This is a genomic window from Bremerella volcania (assembly GCF_007748115.1).
In the GTDB taxonomy this organism is placed as follows: Bacteria; Planctomycetota; Planctomycetia; order Pirellulales; family Pirellulaceae; genus Bremerella; species Bremerella volcania.
The window spans coordinates 3006800-3026820 of sequence record NZ_CP036289.1; the positions used below are offsets into that span (position 1 = coordinate 3006800).

At 60.1% G+C, this 20021-nt stretch carries 13 protein-coding genes; 4 read left to right on the plus strand and 9 right to left on the minus strand.

Annotation, left to right across the window (positions count from 1 at the left end; all coding sequences use genetic code 11):
* The first annotated feature begins 4 nt into the window (after positions 1 to 4).
* Positions 5 to 2839: a PSD1 and planctomycete cytochrome C domain-containing protein gene (locus Pan97_RS12315; RefSeq protein WP_144972935.1), complete on the plus strand. Its 2835-nt coding sequence runs from the start codon at positions 5 to 7 to the stop codon at positions 2837 to 2839.
* Positions 2829 to 4229, plus strand: coding sequence for a DUF1501 domain-containing protein (locus Pan97_RS12320; protein WP_144972937.1), 1401 nt, complete (start codon positions 2829 to 2831; stop codon positions 4227 to 4229). The genes Pan97_RS12315 and Pan97_RS12320 overlap by 11 nt, the downstream gene beginning before the upstream one ends.
* Here Pan97_RS12320 and Pan97_RS12325 read toward each other — a convergent pair.
* Both Pan97_RS12325 and Pan97_RS12330 read right to left on the minus strand, forming a co-directional pair.
* On the minus strand, positions 4226 to 5521 hold the full coding sequence (locus Pan97_RS12325; protein ID WP_196782374.1) for a DUF1552 domain-containing protein: 1296 nt from the start codon (positions 5519 to 5521) through the stop codon (positions 4226 to 4228). The two genes, Pan97_RS12320 and Pan97_RS12325, sit on opposite strands and share 4 nt — an antisense overlap.
* A gap of 23 nt (positions 5522 to 5544) precedes the next feature.
* Positions 5545 to 9594: a DUF1592 domain-containing protein gene (locus Pan97_RS12330; RefSeq protein WP_165698723.1), complete on the minus strand. Its 4050-nt coding sequence runs from the start codon at positions 9592 to 9594 to the stop codon at positions 5545 to 5547.
* A gap of 214 nt (positions 9595 to 9808) precedes the next feature.
* Here Pan97_RS12330 and Pan97_RS12335 point away from each other — a divergent pair, with 214 nt between their 5' ends.
* Complete coding sequence (locus tag Pan97_RS12335) at positions 9809 to 10651, plus strand: sugar phosphate isomerase/epimerase family protein (RefSeq protein WP_144972941.1); 843 nt, start codon at positions 9809 to 9811, stop codon at positions 10649 to 10651.
* Positions 10652 to 10702: 51 nt separating this feature from the next.
* Here the strand turns inward: Pan97_RS12335 and Pan97_RS12340 are convergent, their stop codons facing one another.
* From Pan97_RS12340 to Pan97_RS12365, 6 genes are all read right to left on the minus strand, one after another.
* Positions 10703 to 11788 carry a Gfo/Idh/MocA family protein gene (locus Pan97_RS12340; RefSeq protein WP_144972943.1) on the minus strand — a complete coding sequence of 362 codons (1086 nt, stop codon included), beginning with the start codon at positions 11786 to 11788 and terminating at the stop codon, positions 10703 to 10705.
* A gap of 131 nt (positions 11789 to 11919) precedes the next feature.
* Positions 11920 to 12927: a CPBP family intramembrane glutamic endopeptidase gene (locus Pan97_RS12345; RefSeq protein WP_144972945.1), complete on the minus strand. Its 1008-nt coding sequence runs from the start codon at positions 12925 to 12927 to the stop codon at positions 11920 to 11922.
* Between the two features lie 12 nt (positions 12928 to 12939).
* Positions 12940 to 13566, minus strand: a complete 627-nt coding sequence (gene pgsA / locus Pan97_RS12350) for a CDP-diacylglycerol--glycerol-3-phosphate 3-phosphatidyltransferase (RefSeq protein WP_144972947.1) — start codon at positions 13564 to 13566, stop codon at positions 12940 to 12942.
* Between the two features lie 48 nt (positions 13567 to 13614).
* Positions 13615 to 15036 (minus strand): 30S ribosomal protein S12 methylthiotransferase RimO, encoded by a 1422-nt coding sequence (gene rimO / locus Pan97_RS12355; RefSeq protein ID WP_144972949.1) that lies wholly within the window; start codon positions 15034 to 15036, stop codon positions 13615 to 13617.
* 83 nt (positions 15037 to 15119) lie between these two features.
* Positions 15120 to 15917 (minus strand): hypothetical protein, encoded by a 798-nt coding sequence (locus Pan97_RS12360; RefSeq protein WP_144972951.1) that lies wholly within the window; start codon positions 15915 to 15917, stop codon positions 15120 to 15122.
* On the minus strand, positions 15918 to 16619 hold the full coding sequence (locus Pan97_RS12365) for a PTS sugar transporter subunit IIA (protein ID WP_144972953.1): 702 nt from the start codon (positions 16617 to 16619) through the stop codon (positions 15918 to 15920). It abuts the gene before it with no gap.
* Positions 16620 to 16989: 370 nt separating this feature from the next.
* Here Pan97_RS12365 and Pan97_RS12370 point away from each other — a divergent pair, with 370 nt between their 5' ends.
* On the plus strand, positions 16990 to 18513 hold the full coding sequence (locus Pan97_RS12370; RefSeq protein ID WP_165698724.1) for a Mur ligase family protein: 1524 nt from the start codon (positions 16990 to 16992) through the stop codon (positions 18511 to 18513).
* A 185-nt stretch (positions 18514 to 18698) separates the two neighbouring features.
* On the opposite strand, the gene Pan97_RS12375 is transcribed toward Pan97_RS12370, so the two are convergent.
* Positions 18699 to 19583 (minus strand): hypothetical protein, encoded by an 885-nt coding sequence (locus Pan97_RS12375; protein WP_144972957.1) that lies wholly within the window; start codon positions 19581 to 19583, stop codon positions 18699 to 18701.
* Positions 19584 to 20021: the final 438 nt, after the last annotated feature.

Here is a 20021-nt window from a genome sequence, read left to right on the forward strand (position 1 = left end):
TCTCATGTGCGCGGTCCCCTACCCTAACCTTATCCGCTCGATCAGTCCCTGGTTCCTTTTGCTTCTGCTGGCACCGCCGTTGTTGGCTGGTGATCAGGAAGGGGAATCGCTGTTCGTGCGCCGCATTGCGCCCCTGATGGCCGAGAAGTGCCTGGCATGTCACGGGCAAAACGAAGACGAGATCGAAGGGGGGCTCGATATGCGGTCGCTGGCCGCGCTACATGCGGGAGGCGATAGCGGCGAGGCGAGTATCGTCGCCGGCAAGCCGGAAGAAAGCCCGCTGATGCTTGCCATTGGCCGCGATGACTTCAGCTGGTCGGCCATGCCGCCGAAGGAAGCCGAAAAATTGACGGCCGAGCAGATCGGCTGGTTCCGACGCTGGATCGCCCTGGGAGCCCCTTGGCCCGACGAAGCCAGGGCAGCAGAAATCAACGCCCAGTATGCCGACAAGTGGTCGGCCGAAGACGGCATCACGGTCGAAACGGTCGGAGCCCTTTCCCAGGAATGGGCTAACCGCAAATACAAACCGGAAGCCCTGTGGGCCTACCAGCCGGTCCGCAAGCCGAACGTGCCGGACGTCGGGGCCGCTCATCCGATCGATGCGTTCCTGTTGGCGAAGATGCCCGAGGGCCTGAAAGGTGCGCCTCCGGTCGATCGGCGGACGCTCATCCGCCGGGCCACGTTCGACCTGATCGGTCTGCCCCCCAGCCCGCAGGAGATCGAAGCGTTCGTCAGCGATCCTTCGTCCGACGAAGTCGCGTTTACCAAGGTGATCGACCGCCTGTTGGCCTCACCCCACTATGGCGAGCGGATGGCACAGCACTGGCTGGACGTGGCCCGCTACGCCGACAGCTCTGGCTTTGCCAACGACTACGAACGGGGCAACGCGTGGCGCTATCGCGATTACGTCGTCCGCAGCTTCAACGAAGACAAGCCGTACGACCAGTTCATCCGCGAGCAGATTGCCGGAGACGAACTGAACCCGGACAACTCCGAAGCGATCGTCGCGACCGGTTTTCTGAGAATGGGACCGTGGGAATTGACCGGCATGGAAGTCGAAAAGGTCGCCCGGCAGCGTTTCCTCGACGACGTGACTAATAGCGTTGGCGAAACGTTCCTGGCCCATTCGCTGCAATGTGCGCGTTGCCACGACCATAAGTTCGATCCGGTGCCGACGCATGACTATTACGCGATTCAAGCGGTCTTCGCCACCACGCAATTGGCCGAGCGAAAAGCACCTTTCCTCGAGATCGAAAACACCGATGGCTTCGACGAAAAGAAGTACCTCCAATCGCGGCGGACGGAATACTCTCAGACCCTGAAGCAACTCGACGAAAAGCAATTGGAAGCCGCCCAGGCCTGGTATGCCGAAAACAAGATCGATCCCGCCAGGTGGAACGAGACGCTCGACAAGCAAAAGGGCAAGCAGGACTTCGGAGCCGCGCGCCAGACGTTGATGCGTCAGAAGGTTCCCGAAAGTGAAATTCCTCCCAAGCACGTTGGCTTCGCGCCGGAAGACTACGGCAACGAACGCGTGGCCCGTAAAGGCCTGCAGCGACTGAAGTGGGAAGAGGAACGTTACCAGCCGTACGCCCTGGCGGTTTACAGCGGCAAGACGCCGACGCTTAAGTCGGTATATGCTCCGCTACGTGTGCCAGCCAACCCGATGCAGTCCGGCGAACTCGAACAGACCTGCATCCTGACCGGCGGCGATCCCTTCAGCCCATCCGCGCCGGTCGAGCCTGGCATACTCAGTGTGCTGGATGAAGTCGAGCACCCGGCCATTCCCACGCACATCGAAGGACGCCGCGCGGCGTTTGCCCAGTGGGTGGCCAGCGCCGAAAACCCACTCACCACGCGCACGGTCGTCAATCGCATCTGGCTGTGGCACATGGGTCAGCCGATCGCCGGTAATCCGAACAACTTTGGTTCCACCGGCAAGCGGCCGACCCATCCGCAGTTGCTCGATTGGCTGGCCGCCACGTTCGTCGAGTCAGGCTGGTCGTTCAAAGCGATGCATCGCCAGATCATGCTTAGCGAGGCATATCGCCGGTCGTGCGAACATCCCAGCTTCGATTCGCTCGACGAGAAAGATCCCCTCGGCACCTCGTACGCCGCGTTCACCCCACGGCGACTGACCGCTTCCGAGCTGCGCGACGCAATGCTGTTTGCGACCGGCGAACTGAACCCGAAGCTGGGGGGCATACCGAACCGACCCGAGATCAACATGGAAGCCGCCATGCAGCCGCGGCAAGTGATGGGAACGTTCGCATCGGCCTGGACCCCCAATCCCCTGCCCGAGCAGCGTCAACGGCGATCGCTTTACAGCTTGAAGATTCGCGGCCTGCCCGATCCGTTCCGCGAAGTCTTCAACGCCCCAGGCCCAGACTTCTCGTGCGAGATGCGCAGCGAGTCGACCGTCACGCCGCAGGTGTTTGCCCTGTTCAACGGCAAAGCCACCTACGACCGCGCCCTGGCATTGGCCAATCGCGTGACCACAGAAGGCCACACGGGTAAGGACGCGATCGACCGCGTGTTCCAGCTGACCTTCGGGCGTTTGCCAACGGAAAGTGAACGCATCGCTTGCCAGAAGCACTGGCAAGCGATGGAGGCGATTCAAAGCGGTCGCGAACTGACCGAGGCCGAAGTACCCCTGGTCGTCCGCCGCGATGCGGTCGAAGAGAACACCGGCGAGAAGTTCTCGTTTGACGAAACCTTGCACGCCTACCAAGACTTCGTGCCTGACCTTCAGCCGCATGAGGTCGACGCGAAGACCCGAGCCCTGGCCGACGTTTGTCTGGCGATCTTGAATTCCAACGAGTTTGTCTATGTCTACTAACCCACTGCCCAAGCGACGTGAATTCCTGTATGGCCTGGGTGCCAGCCTGGGGAGCGTTGCGTTCAGCTCGCTACTAGCGGCCGAAGAAAACAAGGCCGTAGGGACCGAGCCGCGCCAAGGTCACCTGCCGGCCAAGGCCAAGAACTGCATCTTCCTGACCATGGAAGGCGGTCCGTCCCACATCGATACGTTCGATCCGAAGCCGAAGCTTGCGCAGCTGCACCTGCAGGAGTTCACCCGCAGCGGCGAGCAGAAGTCGGCGATGGAAAGTGGCAAACGCTACTACGTGCAAAGCCCCTTCCAGTTTAAGAAGGTGGGCCAGTCCGGCGCCGACATGGCCGAAAACTGGCGGCATCTGGCAGGCGTGGCCGACGAGATCTGCTTCTTCCGCGGCTGCCAGGTCGACAGCGTCAATCATCCGACCGCCATGTACCAACTCAACTGTGGCAACCGCTTCGGTGGCGACCCTGGCGTCGGAGCGTGGGTCAACTACGGACTCGGTTCCGAGAACCAAAACCTCCCAGGCTTCATCGTGCTGCCGGAAGTCAGTTATCCGCAAGGAGGCGCGGCGAACTGGAGCAACGGGTACCTTCCGGCCCAGTTCCAGGGAACGCCGCTGCGTCCGAAGGGATCGCCGATTCTCGATCTCTTCCCGCCCGAGGGGATCACGGCCGAGCATCAGCGAAAGAACCTCGACCTGATCGCTCAGCTCAACCAGCAGCATCAGAAGCGGCATTCCTACCACGACGAGCTGGGTGCCCGGATGGAAAGCTACGAGCTGGCCTTCCGCATGCAGATGCAGGTACCCGGCGTGCTGGACCTGAAGCAGGAACCCCAGGAAACGCTCGACCTGTACGGCGTCGGCAAGGAGCCCACCGATTCGTTCGGCCGCAAGTGCCTGTTGGCTAGAAAGCTCGTCCAGCAAGGCGTGCGATTCGTGCAGCTGTATCACGGCTCGTGGGACAGTCACGACTACATCGAGCGGGCCCACGGTAACCTGGTGCACGCCGTCGATCAGCCCATCGCCGCGCTGATCGCCGATTTGAAACGCACCGGGCTACTGGATGAGACCCTGATCGTCTGGTGCGGCGAATTCGGCCGCACGCCTGACAATGGCGTCCGCGGCGGCACCGCCTACGGCCGCGATCACAACCCGCACGCAATGACCTACTGGCTGGCCGGCGGCGGCGTGAACGCCGGACACACGATCGGCGCGACCGACGAAACCGGCATGCAGGCCGTCGAGAACGTCGCCCATATCCGCGACTTCCACGTGACCCTTTTGCGTTTGCTAGGCCTCGACGACAACAAGCTGACCTATTACCACGCCGGGCGGTTCAAGCAGCTGAGCCAATTCGGTGGGAAGGTGATTCCAGAGCTGATTGCTTAAACCTCCACCAACCGTTCAGCCGAATCCCCAAACGCGTCCAGCTGCACGCCGAACTTGTCCAGCAGCGACAAGTACAAGCTGCACATCTTGCGGTTCGGCTGGTCGAGGTAGTCGAGTGTTCGCCCGGTTTCGAGTTTGCCGCCTGCTTTGCCCAGCAGCACGACCGGCAGCTTGGTCGCATCGTGGCTGCCGGTGAGCATGCTTGAGCAGAACAGGATCAGCGAGTTGTCGAGTGTCGTTCGCTCCCCTTCCTGGCTGGCATCGAGTTTCTTGGCCACATAGGCGACCTGCTTGAGGAAGAACTGGTTGACCTTCAGCCAGTCGTCCGATTCCTGGTGCGACAGCAGGTGATGGATCATGTAGTCGATCCCCAGGTTCGAGAACCGCAGCGACGAGTGATCGTTGTTCAGCTTCAAGGTGCAAACGCGGGTCGCATCGGTTTGAAAAGCGAGCACCATGACGTCGCACATCAGCCGCATGTGTTCGGCGATATCCTGCGGGATGCCATCGGCCGGGCGGGCCATGTTGGGCTTATCCAGCGACGGCTTCCACCCTTGCATTTCGCCCCGCTTGCCAGCCCTTTCGATCCGCTGCTCGACGTCGCGGACCGAGTCCAGGTACTCGTCGAGCTTTCGCCGATCGGAATCGCTGATGCTGCGGCGCAGGTCTTTCGCGTCTTCCAAAATCGCATCGAGCACGCTCTTGTCTTCGCGTCTGGCTCCTTCCTGAAAGAGCCGGTCGAACGCGAGCGCCGGGTAAAGCTCGAGCGGGGTCGGCGTCGTCGGCGAACTCCATGAAATGTGCGAGCTGTACAGCATCGAGTAATTCTTGTGCACCGACGGGTTCGACTTCTCGCACCCCAGCACCAGGCTCGGGACCTTCGTGGCGTGGCTGTTATGCTGGGCGATGATCTGATCGATGCTGGTGCCGGAGCGGATTTCGCCCCCGGACGAAAGGGCTGCGCCGGAAAGCAGGTTGCCGGTCTGCGAGCTATGGATGTTTCCTTTCAAGGCCTCGGCGTTGTACAGTCCGCGAATGAATACCATCTTCTCGCGGTGCTCGGCCAGTGGAGCCAGCACCTGGCCGGTCTCCATCTCGGCGCCATTGCCCTTGGCCCAGAAGTGATCTTTATGGAACCCATTGCCAGAGAACATCACGCCAAACCGCAGCGGCGCTTCGCTGGCCTTGGCATTTGCGGCATCGGCCCAGACAGGAATCGATTCCATCCACGGCAAGGCCATGCTTACGCCCAGCCCGCGAAGCAGCGTACGTCGTGTGAAGCGTCGTCTCATGCTTGATCTCCTAAAAGCCGTTTCTACTCGATGCCGACGAACTCGCGGCCGCGAATCTGACGGAACTGAGGGCTCAATATAATTTTCTCAATCGCCACGTGAACGTGAAAGTCGTGTTCCGTGAGTGTCACGTAAATGTCATCCAATAGCGGCTGGTCTGAAAGTTGGACCGAACGACCGAGGGCATAGCCCAGCAGCTTGCGGCAGAACTGGCGCACGAACGTCTCGCGCCGCACGCCTGCCAGGTAGTCGCGAATGCCGTCGAGGCCCTCGACGTCGGTCCCATCCATCAAGGTCGACTTCACGTCGATCGGCAGGCCATGGGCGTCTTTACTACGGAGCGTGCCGATCGTATCGAACTGTTCCAGGGCAAACCCGTACGGATCGATTCGCTTGTGGCACTTCGCACACTCGCTGACGCTGCTGTGCATCTCGATCAGCTGCCGTTCGGTCAGCCCTGCGGGGGCGACCTCTGGCAGCACCGGCACATTGAGCGGCGGCCGCGGCAGCCGCTCGCCCAGCAGCGTTTCGGAAATCCAATTGCCACGCAGGATCGGGCTGGTGCGCGATGCCCCGGAGTTCTTCGCCAGCACGGTTGCCTGACCGAGAATCCCGCCGCGGCCATGCTGCCGAATACCGTCGACCTTGCGCCAGTGATCGCCGGTCACATTAGGAATGCCGTAATGCTCGGCGAGCGATTCATTCAAAAAGGTGTGATCCGCCTGCAGGACGTCGAGGATCGAGCGATCGTTCTGCAGCAGATCCTGCATGAACCGAACCGACTCTTCGTACATGTCGCCGCGCAGCTCGGCGAACTGCGGGTAGTGCTGCTCGCTCTTTTCGTCGAACGTGTCGAAGTCGCGAATGTGCAGCCACTGGCAAGCGAACTGAATCGACATTCGCCGCGTGCGCTGGTCCTTCAGCATCCTCCGCGTCTGGGCCAAAAGTTCATCGGGCGCTTGCAATGTGCCTGCTGCGACGGCCGTACGCAATGACTCACCCGGCGTCGAAGACCACAGGAAGTAGCTTAGCCGCGTGGCAAGCTGGAAGTCCGAGATCGGCGCCGCCACTTTCCCCGGGCCAGGCGTTTCGATGCGATAAAGAAACGCTGGCGATGCCAGAATTCTGGCTAGCGACAAGCGAAATGCCTCGTCATGCGAAAGCTGCTGGCCGCGAAGCTCGTGGTAGAGATCGCGGATCGCCTGTTCGTCGTGGTTGCTCAGCGGACGCCGATACGCTTTGGCGGCGAAGCGAACCAGCGCGTCGACATGAACCGGCTCGGTATCGATCAGCTGCTGGCGAAACGCTTCGGCTCGGCTTTTGATCGGATCGAGCAGCGGATTGAAGATCGTCGGATCGCCATCCTGCGTGGCGAACTCCAATAACTGTTCCAGCGACACCGTGATGTCGAGGGCATCGCGGCTGACGTATCGCAGCTCTCGCCACAGCTGATCGAGCCGGGCCTGCTCCTGGCTATCGAGCATTAACCGAGCCAGCTCTTGATCTTCGCGATGGAAAAGGACCAGCGTCACTACTTCGTCCACCGGGACAATCTGCGGGTAGCATACGATCGCCGGGAAGTAGTGCCGAAAGTCGTCGCAGATGCTCTTCAAGCGATCGAGGTTCCGCGCGTCGCCAATCAGCGCACCATCAGGCAGAAGTCCGCTTGAAGCGTTTGAAGTGACGGCCACCTGGAAAACCCCTTGCGCCGTACTGGGCTTCGCCGTGACGACCAGTTCCGCTCCTTCGAACAACTCGCCGGGGATTTCGATCTCGCTGGCATCCAGCGCCGAGGCGTCTTCCGCCGAAGTTGTCGCCTCGACCGCATCGGCGACCAGTGGCCCATTCCAGGCAACCAGGTCGACGTACAGATAGTCGGCTTCTTCCAGCGGCTCGGTGCCGGCCGCCTTCTTGATCTTCGCGTCGATCTGCTGAGCAAGCTCTTTTGCGGCCGCTTCGCTTTTGGCCGATTGCCACTGGGCCAAAAGCGATCCAGTCGGAATCGGACTGGCCGGGGGCTGCCCGTCGAGCGTGCCGCTGTAAAAGACCCACGCCGCGTTGCCATAGCGATCGGGATGAGGATTGGCGGTTGCCAGATCGGCGGAGCAGTCGGCCGCCAGGTCCCACGTGCGGGAATCGCCGCCGCGCTCGCGCAGCGTCAGGTTGATCTCGGTCAAGTCGCAGTAGTGGTTCGCGTCGCGCGGGCCAATCTTCAGGGCGATGCGATCGCCACGCGAAACCGCGTACTCGGCAATCGGCTGAATCTTCGCCTCGCCGCCCGAGTCGAAGTCGCCTGCTTGCAATACGGTGGTGGTGCCAGGCCGGTGATGTTCCAGCCACCACGAAGCCCCATTGCCGCACGCATTGTGCGCGTCGCGGACGACGGCATCGATCGTGAAGGTACCATCCACCGGGGCTTGCCACGCGGCGGCGATCCACCGCTCGGGCCGCGGATGAGCCGCGATGCCGTGCGGTTTGAGCTGACCGGGAATCAGGGCCATCTCGTCGGTTGCGTTGCCCACCACCGACAGCGCGTCGAGACCGGGACTACCCCAGCCGCTGATTTTCGCGTTGCCGCCGATGTTGTGCATGGCCTGGGGAAGCAGTTCGATGCTGGGAAGCGTTTCCTTCCACGGGATGCCCAGCAGGAGGAGCCACTGCTTCAGCACGCCAGCATGAACACCAAGATCGGCGGCTAGCGTATCTAAGTCAACTTCCTTTTTTGACTGTTTTATCTGCCAGGCCGCTGCCAGATAGCGAGGCGAGTTCTCCACGACTTCCTTTCGCACGGCACGCATCGCTTCGACCGTGGATGCCAGGTCGCGAAGCAGAATCGGCGGCTGGCCCTTGCGCTCGATCCGAGCGCGTTCCCAGCGTACGCCTGGGCTCTCGTCGCCGGTCAAGGGGACCGCGTGAAGGTGTCGTCGAAACGGCGCGCCGCCTTCAATCGGGATGCGAAAGGTCTTCTGCGGGGAAAGGGGCGTGACGGCTTCCTGCGAAGGTCGGATGCTGCCGAAGTGACCGACCGCGTTGAACTTCCACAGCACGTCTTGCCACGCCCGTACGCTGGCAGCAAGGGACTCGGCCTGCGAGGCATCGGCCGTTCGCCAGCGCTGCTTCAGATCTTCCAGCAGCGGCGACGCTGGTTTATCACGGCAAAGCATTTCGGCCAATAGCGCGAAGTACTTGGCGTTGAGATGGCTCTGCTCGGCGATCCGCTCGGCTTGGGACAGATCGCTTTGCAGCTGGTCGCGGTGCTCGATCAGGGCGGCGAAGTAAGGAGCCAGGTCGACGCGTCCCTCCTGGGCCATGATCCGCTTGGGGTCGCTCACGTTCCAGCGATTGAGCGCGTGGGCGTTGCCGACGTCTCGAATGTGCTTGAAGTAGATGCCGCGAATGTCGGCCAGGATCTCATCGGTCCAGTCGCGCCGCGTGGTGCCAGGCGAAAAGCGGAAGCCATCAGGGAGCAGCACCGCGTGCCGGGCGATCTCTTTGCCGGCGTCCAGGTATTTCTGAACCAGCGAAGGTGACATTACCAGCGCGTTGCCGGTGTTGGTGAAGCCTTCGCCAGCGGCACCATCGACGGGAAACTCCTGGGCAGGCTCCAGCGGCACGCCGGTGAGGTCTTGAACGGTGTACGTATATTCCGCGTTATTCAGCCGACGCAGCACCACCGGTCCGGGATCGCCAGCGTGGGCTTGGGCCTCCGCGTTGAGATAGCGGTCGATCCACCTGGCGAGTAGTTCGTGCTGCGGCTTACTTGGTTGGTCGCTATCTTCAGGCGGCATCTCGCCGGTCGTTAGCATTTGCCGCACGCTTTGCCATTTGGCCGGATCGCGTCGGATATCAGCCAGGCTGGCGAACCGCTCAAGATCGAGTTCTCCCTGCTTCTCGGCGGTCGAATGACAATCGATGCAGTACGTCTTTAGCAGTGGGTGAATCTGCTGCTGATACTCATCGGCCAGAAGTGAAAACGTCTGGGGTGATTGTCCATACGCATCGCGAAGGCTTACCAATGCAAGCAAGACCGCGATGACACGGACGACACCATGAATAGGAAAAGGGGAAGGCATGCGATCACTTGGCGGGACAAGGCGAAGGGAGGACGCGCGGCCGAATCGGCCCCGCTCTCGTGATTCTAGTGTGTGCCACACCATTTGTCACAATTTCTCTTCGAAAGTATTTGAGGCGATGCGCCAGGCATGGATTGCAAGTCGTCGCAGGACGTTTCATCATAAGGGGTCCCTGCCCCATTGATTACCTTTCCAAATAACTCGGGAACCTCCGATGAAATCTCATCCTCTGCTGATCATCCTCTCGTTCTCACTATGCTTGCCATGGGTTCACGCGGACGAGCCTGAGGTGCTGCGGCAAGACAACCTCGTTGCGTGGTGCATCGTGCCGTTCGATGCGTCGAAGCGAACGCCCGAGCAGCGCGCCGCGATGCTCAAGCAGCTCGGCATTCAAAAGTGTGCCTACGACTGGCGGGCCGAGCACGTACCAACCTTCGAGGCCGAGATTCAGGCGTACCAAAAGGAAGGGATCGAGTTCTTCGCGTTCTGGCGCACGCACGACCAGGCGCTGGAGCTGTTCAAAAAGTACGACCTGCATCCGCAGATCTGGGACATGATTCCGCAGCCCAATGCGGAGTCTCAGGAAGCCAAAGTCGAGCAGGCCGCCAACCGTTTGAAAGGAGTGGCCGAGCGAACCAAACAGGCCGGCCTTCCACTGGGACTCTACAACCACGGCGGCTGGGGCGGCGAGCCGCGGAACATGGTGGCCGTTTGCCAGAAGCTACGTGAGATGGGCTACGACCAGGTGGGCATCGTCTACAACTTTCATCACGGTCACGAGCACATCGCCGACTGGGCGGAGGTGTTCGCGCTAATGAAGCCGTACTTGATTTGCTTGAACCTGAACGGCATGAACGATAAGGCTCAGCCGAAGATCCTGGGCACCGGTAAGGGGAAGTACGAACGGGCCATGATCGAAGCGATTGTCGCCAGCGATTACGACGGGCCGATCGGGATTCTGGATCACCGGAATGAACTCGACGCGAAGGAGTCGCTGCAGGAAAACCTGACCGGGCTGGCGGCGCTTCGCAAGGAGCTGTCTGGTGCTGCAAAGTAAGCGTTCTGGTCCCCTCACCCCCGCAGACGGTGGAGAGGGGACAGGAAACTTCTACTTCCCTGGCGACCAGCCGCTGAGGTCGGGGTCTTTCTTGAGTGGGAAATCAACGCGCTGGCCAGTGGCGGCGGCCTGGTAGATTGCCAGGATCACCTCGACCGAGCGGCGGCCTTCAGGGCCGTTGATGGCTGGTTCGCGGTCTTCTTGGACGGCGGCCAGCAGATCTTCGAACTGGGCCCGGTGTCCATGATGGCCGATCGCTTTCGGGTCGGCGGCACCTCCTCCGGTTTCGGTCTTGCCGGCCAGACGTTTTTTGATGGCTTCGTCTTCTTCGGTCGGTTCGGCGAAGTCCCAGCTTTTGATGTCTTCTTCTTCCATCACGGCCGAACCCTTCGTGCCGTGGATCTCGATTCGCTTGAGGTAGCCAGGGTACACGGCCGTGCTGGCTTCGATCGTGCCGAGCGCGCCGCTTTTGAATTTCAGCGAAGCGACGGCGACGTCTTCGACCTCGATCCGCTCGTGCCCGATCAGGCTACAGTTGGCGGTGATCGACTCGACGTCCCCCATTAACCAGCACAGCAGGTCGACGCTGTGGATCGCCTGATTCATCAGGGCTCCGCCGCCATCCAACTGCCATGTGCCGCGCCAGGCACCGCTGTCGTAGTACTCCTGCGTGCGGAACCACTTCACGTAGGCATCCCCCAGCGAAAGCTTCCCGAAGCGGCCTTCGTTGACGGCCTTTTTCATTTCGGTCGAAGGACCATGGAAACGGCTGGGGAAGATGGTTGCCAGCTTGACGTTGTTCTCGCGGCAAGCGTCGATGATCGCATCGCAGCGGGCGAGGGTCACGTCGAGTGGTTTCTCGATGATGACATGCTTGCCGGCTTTGGCGGCAGCGACGCCTGGTTCCATGTGGGCCCCACTGGCCGTGCAGATGGTGACGACATGAATCTCGGGGTTGGCCAGCATCTCTTCGAGCGTTTCGTAGGCGGTAATGCCCTGCGCTTCGGCGAACTTCTTCGCCTTTTCGGCGGTGCGGTTGTAGCAGCCGATCAGCTTGGCGTCGGGAATGTCGGCGATTGCCTTGGCGTGAAATTCCGCGATCATCCCGGTACCAATAATGCCAAATCCGAACGCCATGCGACAAAGCTCCGCTGTAATGCTGCTAATGGGGTCATGAAAGGTGGGAAGCCAAGCGAATGCCGGCAAACAATGACAGTATCGCTGATTCCCTTTGCCAGAGCCGCATTATAAAGGGAGCCGTGGGCCAGTTAAACCGGCGGTGCTTCGAGCGACTCGCCGAAGAAGATCTGAAAGATCAAAAGCAGCATCGATTGCCCATTGAGCATCATATGCACGACCAGACTCGGAACGATAGTGCGCCTCTTCTGGTAGACGTATCCGAGACCGAGGGCCAGGAAAAAGAGCGGAATCGGGGCCGCTCCCTGGCCAAAATGCAGCAGGGCGAAAATGATCGAGCTGGCAAATATCGGGAAGACCATCAGCGAAGGACGCTCGGGGTAAGCTGGCTCGGCCGGGGGAATCTCTTCCGTTTCGGTTTCGGCGCTGAAGCGCTCTTCAGGCAAGCCGTCGCTTAGATCTTTCTGGGGCGTTCCATGACGGCCCATCAGGATCTGTCCGGCGGAAAGGTACCGGCCCGCCATGACCTCTTCCAGCCATCCCTGCAGTAGCAGGCGAAAGGCGAACTCTTCGGTCAGCGGCGCGACCAACACGGCCGAGACCAGCACCGGGATGATGATCGCCGGCGTGGGGGACTCCATGATCATGGTGATCAGTTCGTGCTTGTATTCGACGAACTGCGCGATCACGACCTGCAGGAGGATCACCGGCACGCATAGCGCACAAAACGTGGCAATGCCGATCAGCACGTCTTTGCGGAATGCGGCCCAATTGTCGCCGATCACCAGCGTCAGCCCGCCGCGAGCGATGATCAGGATGAAGATCCCCAGGCACACCAGTGACTGTGCTGAGATCTGCCCCCACATCGCACCGATCCGCTGCTCGACCGTCAGATCGGCTATGCTTGATGCTCCGCCGCCCACATAGGGAGAGACGAACAAGTTCGCCAAGACGATGAACCCGAGCGTTCCGCCGATAATGTCCAATAGGCCCCAGCGAGCAACCGGGGCAGGCTGCGTTTCGAGGATCGGCTGATTGGTCGCCAGGCAGCGAACGACACCCACCCAAACGCTAACGCTGATCATTAAAACCAGCGACGCATATCCGATCAGACCGAAGCCAAGGATCAATGGAATCACGACAAATATGGCTCAGTCTGTTGAGAGGGTTCCGGAGCGAATCATGCGAACGGCATCCACAATATAAATCCAACCCGATGCCAATGTCAGACCAACGGTGCCCCAGACGATCAAATTGAACAAGTAGACGAGCCACACTGCCACATTGCTGATGCCGTACCATGTGGTTTGGGCCGTTCCATCATCCAACCCCAGAACGATCATCGACAAGATGGCTAGCGCACACTGGAAGGCCATCTTCCACTTGCCTGGCCAGTTGGCGGAAAAGTCGCCGCCGTGCTGTTCGACGAAACTGCGTATCACGGTCACCAGCATCTCGCGTCCCATCACCACCACGGCCACCCATGCCGCGACGCCGCTTCCGGGGATCGCCACCAGGAAGACGAACGTTCCGCAGATGATGATCTTGTCGACGAAAGGATCGAAGATCCGGCCGAACTTGGTGACCTGGTTGTATTTTCGAGCCCAGTACCCGTCGATCCAGTCGGTTGAGACGGCCACGATGAAGATGACCAGGGCCGCCCAGATCAAGTGCAGCGGCAACAGGACGAAGGCCACAATCGAAAGAACGAAGCGGATGGCCGTCAATGTATTGGGGACATTGAAGATGACGTCCGATGGAATGGGCTTATCTGACATGAAGTATCCGCCGAGCCGCCCCTGCTGAGCGGCGGTAATGGTATTGCGCTATCTGGCAGGGCCACTCGCCACGCCGACCAGGTCATAGTCTTTGTACATGACAATCTCGGTCGGTACGATATCCCCTGGCTTGAGTCCTTTGCCGGTGACGTAGGTGACGCAGTCGACGTCCGGGGCATCGGCGACGGTTCGGCCGATGAATGCCGTCTTCTCGCCGGGCACCGGCTGATCGATCAACACGTCGATCGTCTGGCCGACCTTCGCTTCGTTGTGATCGAAAACGACTTCCTGCTGGATCGCCATCAAGTGCTCGCGGCGCTGCTCCATCAGTTCTTCCGGCAAGTGATCGTCCAGGCGAACCGCCGGGGTCCCTTCTTCCTTCGAGTAGGTGAACACGCCCACGCGTTCAAAACGCTGGGCTTCGATGAAGTCGGCCAGTTCCAGGAACTGCTCGTCCGTTTCGCCAGGGAAGCCGGTGATGAACGTCGTGCGGATGTTCAAGTCGGCGATGATCTCACGCATCTGTCCGACCAGTTCTTCGGTCTGGCTGCGCGTCACGCGGCGGGCCATCCGGCGGAGCATCGTGTCGTTGATGTGCTGCAGCGGAATATCGACGTACGGGACGATTTTGTCGCACGCGGCAATCGTTTCCAGCAGCGGCCGAGTGACGTACATCGGGTAGAAGTACATTAGCCGAATCCAGTCGATTCCCTGGACTTCGTTCAGCTTGGAAAGCAGTTCAGCCAGTCGCGACTCGCCGTACAGGTCCATGCCATAGTAGGTGGTGTCCTGGGCGACGACGATCAGCTCGCGCACGCCATCGGCGGCCAGTTCTTCCGCTTCGGCGACCACTTCTTCCATTGGCTTGGTCGCGTGCTTGCCGCGCATCTTTGGGATCGCGCAGAACGTGCACAGCCGGTCGCACCCTTCGGAAATCTTCAGGTACGAAAAATGCCGAGGCGTGATTCGCAAACGGTTACGATCGTTCAGGGCTCGCACCGGGGCCGGTTTGAAGACGGTACGTTGTTCTTCCAGCTTGCCCACCAGGCGATCGGCCACGCGGGTGATTTCTTCGCGGCCGAACACGCCGACGATCTGGTCGATCTCGGGGCACGTTTCCAGCAGCGTGTCTTTTTGCCTTTCGGCCAGGCAGCCGGAGACGATCACCCCTTTGATCTTCCCTTGGCGCTTCAGTTCAAGCATCTCTTCGATCGCGGCGAACGATTCGTCGCGGGCCCGTTCGATGAAGCCGCACGTGTTGATCACGACGAAGTCGGAGCCTTCGGTCTCTTGCGTTAGCTGGTAGCCGTCCTGATCCAAGAGGCCCAACATGCGTTCGCTATCGACCAGGTTCTTGGGGCAACCCAGGCTGATAAAGGAATACTTTCCCTTGGCACCGTCAGAACCGCACGAGTCGGCGGCCTTGGAGGGGCTGGGTGCATTCAGATCGATGATTGGCAAACTGGTCATGAAGCTTGGATCAGGGGTTTAAGGAACGCGGAGTCCTATAGTCAGGACTCATACCGCTGGTCGAACTCCTCATCCTATCGGCTTTACGGCCGATTGACGAGGGGCAAAATGCCGCAATCTGCCTGCGGTTTGAGCAGCGTCGCCAGATCGGCCAGGCGGAAAGGTTGCCCTAATATTGCCGTAACGCCGCAAGATTGAGCTTTCTGCCAGTCTTCCCACGAGGGAGCTCCCAGACACAAGATCTTGGCGGCCGCCGGAATCGCCAAGAACCAACGGCATAGCTCGGCGAATTCCGCCCCATCGGTGCCGGGGACGATCCCTACCAGGGCGTCCAGGTCGTTCGCCTTGGTCGGCTCTTCGGTCGAAAGCCACCTGGCAGAATACCCCAGGGCGCTACAGGCCGATCGCAGGTAATCATAGTCGGCCGCTGTGGTTGCCAAGATTCCGACCGCCGCGGAAGGGCCGTCGATGGATACCTCCGCAAGCGAGGCCAATGCCTGTTCTTGCGGCGAAGACGTCGCCGGGACGGGCGAAAGGCCTTCGATCGCTTCTGGCAAGCGGTACGACCACTCGAACCAGGCCATCCGCTGGATGCCATCGGGTACGGGACCGGTGCGGGCCTCGCCGATGCACCAGGGACCGAAAATCTGAATCAACTGGGCCAACGGGTTTCGCTGGCGAAGCATCTCGACGTCGGCTGCCGAAAAGCGGCCAGGCCGGGCCGCACACAGCAGGATCAGGTCGAAGTTGGCTACCCATGGGGCGGCTTCTTCGGCGTGCAGCTCGATGCTGGGCCAGGTGCTCAGCCAGGCAGCGAGCCCGTCGAATTCCTGGGAATCGAGGTCGCCGGATATCAATATCTGTCGCTTCGCAGCTTCCACCTAAATGGCGTCCTCGCGTTCGCAAATCAGGTCGAGTACCTCGTCGGCGTGATCAGCCTTGCGAATCCCTTCGAGGACCGTGCTGTCGTTAATGATCCGGCTGAGCCGGGCCAGCGTTCGCAGGTGCGAGGGATCGTCGATCGAGCCAATCAAAAAGAAAACGTCGGTCAAAATCCCCCGGCTGCCACCAAACGGGATTCCCTGGTAGGTGCGTCCCATCGCCAGAAAGCCTTCGGAAATGATCGCCGGCAGCGGCCGCCGCGGGTGAAGCAGCGCCACGCCGTTGTCAAGCGCCGTCGAATGCATGCTTTCACGCTGCAGCACCGCGTCGATCATCTTCGGTTCGTCCCACAGGTAACCGGCCTGCATCGCGACGTCGCAGATCTCGGTGATCACCTTGCGCGGCGAGCGGCTGGTGATTGGAATCTTGATGGTGCTTTCGTGCAGCATGTCCGAGATTCGGACCGGCTCTTCGTGCTTGCCGTGCCGATCGAGCACCCCCTCGACGCGCTCCAGCTCGGTATCGTCGAACACGCCGATCCGATGCTCCAGCCAATGATGGATGTCCGCTTTGGAAAACTTCCACTTTCCAGCGACCTTGCGGCCGGGAATATCGTCGCGGCTGGCGAGCTTTTCGACCTGAGGGGGTGTCAGGTGAAGATAAGCGGCCAGTTCATCCAAATCAAAATCTTGGGAAGGCATGGTAATCAGGCTTGCTAGCAGAGCAGGTTGGTGGATGGGCTTCCATGGGGTGGGAAGCGCTGGTTTTGACTTAGTTGGAAGTTTTCAGTGTTCCGTTTTCATTAAGAAAAGGAATCCGACTGGGGTCTTTCTTACTGAAAACTGAACACTTCACACTGAAAACTCGACATCGCCTGCGGGCGATGTCGGCAAAGTCGGGTTGACTCTTGAGCGGAAATGGAAAACATTAGCGGCAACGTCAAGCGACAAGCCTATTTTAGGCATGTCCCCGGTCAGGAAGAACCAGGACAGGTCGTTTGCGTATCAACTTCGGATGGATTCGAGGTTTTTCTCATACGGTTCGCGCCCAAAATTGGCAAGGAGGCCAACGATGTCGCAGACAATCACTTCTCGCGTTGGAGTATCGCTTCGTAGTTTGCTACCGGAAGCGAAATTCTTCGGCGGAAGCGACATCTTCGCCAAAGCCTGTTGTGCCCGGCCTGAACACGTTTTGCCTGGTGAGGTCTTCATTGCCATCTGCGAAGACCAAGAAGACGGTCACGATCGAGTCGATGAAGCCATCGAGCGCGGTGCCTCTGCGGTTGTTTCCGAAAAACCACTCCCTGTTAGCGTGCCGGTGTGTGTGGTCGGAGACAGCCGCGAGGCATACGGACAGCTTTGCCATGCCCTGGCCGATCAGCCAACCGACCGCATCAAGGTGATCGGCGTCACCGGCACCAACGGCAAGACGACCACCTGCCTGCTGATCAAAGCCATTTTGCAAAAGGCGGGCGCCAAGGTCGGCAGTCTGACCAGCCTGGGCTTCGACAACGGCTACGACGAACAATCGTGGGGCCACCCCACGCCCAACCCGGCCATCATGGCCGATATGCTTTCCCGCATGCAGTACAACGGCTGCACTCACGCGGTGATCGAAGCTTCCAGCGAAGGTCTGGTCAAGCAGCATCTGGCTGGCGTTCAGCTGGACGTCGCCGCGTTCACCAACATTCGCCAGAATCACATCGAACTGCACGGCTCGGCCCGCAATTACTACCGAGCCAAGAAGAAGCTGCTGAAATACCTCCGCAGCACAGGCGTCGCGATCTTCAACGGGGATGACTCGAACTGCGTGCGGCTCTTGAACCAGGCGGAAGTCCCTTCACTGTCGATTGCCGTGCATGGGGTCGGCGAAATCACCGCTTCGGTGGTCGAACGCCACAAGAGCGAACAAACGTTCATGCTGACAGCCGGTAGCCAAAGCGTGCCCGTCTGTACGCGGATGATTGGTGACCATCACGTTTACAACTGCCTGATTGCCGCGGCGGTGTGCCTGGTTTATGGAGTGGATCTGAAAACGGTCGTTCGCGGGCTTGAGTCGGTCGAGACCTTGCCGGGCCGGATGCAGCGAATCGAATGCGGCCAGTCGTACGGCGTCTTCATCGACCAGGCCCATACCCACGACGGACTGGCCGTCGCTTTGAAAACGCTTCGCCGAGTAACCCACGGCCGGCTGATCTGCGTGCTGGGTGCTCACGAATCGAGCGACCGGGTGAATCGCCCTTTACTGGGAAGAGTTGCCGAACGCGGGAGCGACGTCTCGCTGATCACCATGAGCGGAACCGGTGGCACCTCGCAAAACGAAGTGGTGCACGACATCATCGACGGCTTTGCCCGACCGGCCAAAGCACACGTGATTCCCAACCGCAAAGAAGCGATTCGCTACGCATTGAGCCAGGCCGAAATCGGCGACACGGTGTTGATCACCGGCCAGACGACCGAACGCTTGGTCAGCGATCGCGTCGAACAAAGCGAACCCCGCGACTGCGACGTCACGCGCGAACTTCTGTATGAAATGGTTCAGGAAGAGGGAACGACCCCCACGACCGAAGCCAAGGTCATCGCGTTTCCTCGGTAAGCGTTTTTCCTGCGACGGCTCAACAATATGAGCGCGCACATTCCTGTCCCCTCGCCCCTGAGGGGACAGGGCCAGGGTGAGGGGTTTTTCTCGCTTGATAGAAGCGCATGCGCGGCCGACGTTCGCGATAGTCTCGGAACGAATCTTACGCAGTTTCTTACGCCGCCCCCTAGGGGCTGACACAATCACGGCGGCCCACGCTCGTTAGCCGTTTCGACTCGTTGTGTTTCCATCGCGGACGCCATGTCCGCGTGGACACGCTTTTCAATCGCACGAAGCACGCGTTCGCGTCGTGTGGGTGTGATGATCTGCTTGGTTTCGGCTCGGGAGATTACTTGGGGCTGCGTTTCGCTTTCGGATTGTTCTTCGCTCGATGCCTGTTCGACGGGTGCGTTGAGTTCTTCTTCTAACGCGTCGATCTCGGCCTGTTTCGCGGTGATCTCCTCGATCAACTGCAGGTTAAGCTTCTTCATGCGGTAGAACATCCACGCGTACAATCGGGCGGCTTCGTACGTGAGGGGTTCGCGCAGCGGTTGCCGCAGTCGGTACCGTTTTCGTTCCTCGTAACGCGTCACGGCGTCGCGTTCGCGGGGCTCGCGGTATTCGCCTGAGTCACTTCGCGAACGTTTGGGCGTTAAGCCATTGGGCACCAGGGGAGGATCGATTTCGGGGAACTCGTACGCGTTGATTTCCGGATCGATTTCGACCACGATGCTGTCGGCCCGGTAGTGCGGTCGATCGGGGTCGAACGCTTCAACAGGCGGCTCGTCGTGGGAAACGTCCTTTGCCATCGCAGCCTGAAACGCGGCTTCTTCCTGGGCCTCCTGCCGACGAATGATTTCGTTGAGCGTGGCCGATTGTGGGCGAGGCGTTCGTTTCGGAGGGGCCATCTTCGGCGGCCAGAATTTTTTGGGCTGCGACTCGTTGGCCGGCTCTTCCTGCAAGACCATCAACACTTCTCCGCAGCAGGGGCAGAGAAGCCGATTCCCCTCGCGCACGGCAACCTGCGGAGCGTGCGCTGATGCGTTCACTCCGTGCGTTTCAGGTTGTGAGGCGTGTTGATGGGACATGATTTTTTCGTGTGTGTTGAAGGTTTGCAGGCCCACGCGAACGCGGGCACGGCACCCGGGAAGCGCGGTTGCTTCGTCGGGTGTACGTGCAATTTAGAGGACTAGCGCTTCAGTGAGATAGTGCGCGCGGAAAAAATTTTTGGCCACGGATGACGCGGATATCACGGAAGGGAATGAATCGAGAACGTGTACCAACTTCGCACTGCCGGGGGCGGCAGTGGCACCCACATACCATTTCTCTTCTATCCGTGTTCATCCGTGTCATCCGTGGTTGGTCTTCTCTTCAAAATTGAGAACGGGTGCCATTGATGTTGTGCCTGGCGAGTGTCGTGAAGGCATCCACTGGTGGTGGTTACCGTCGGTTGCAGCGTAACGGAAAGCAACGCGGAATTGTACATGTACTAGGAAGAGAGTGTTATTGATGTCTGCGCCCTAAAT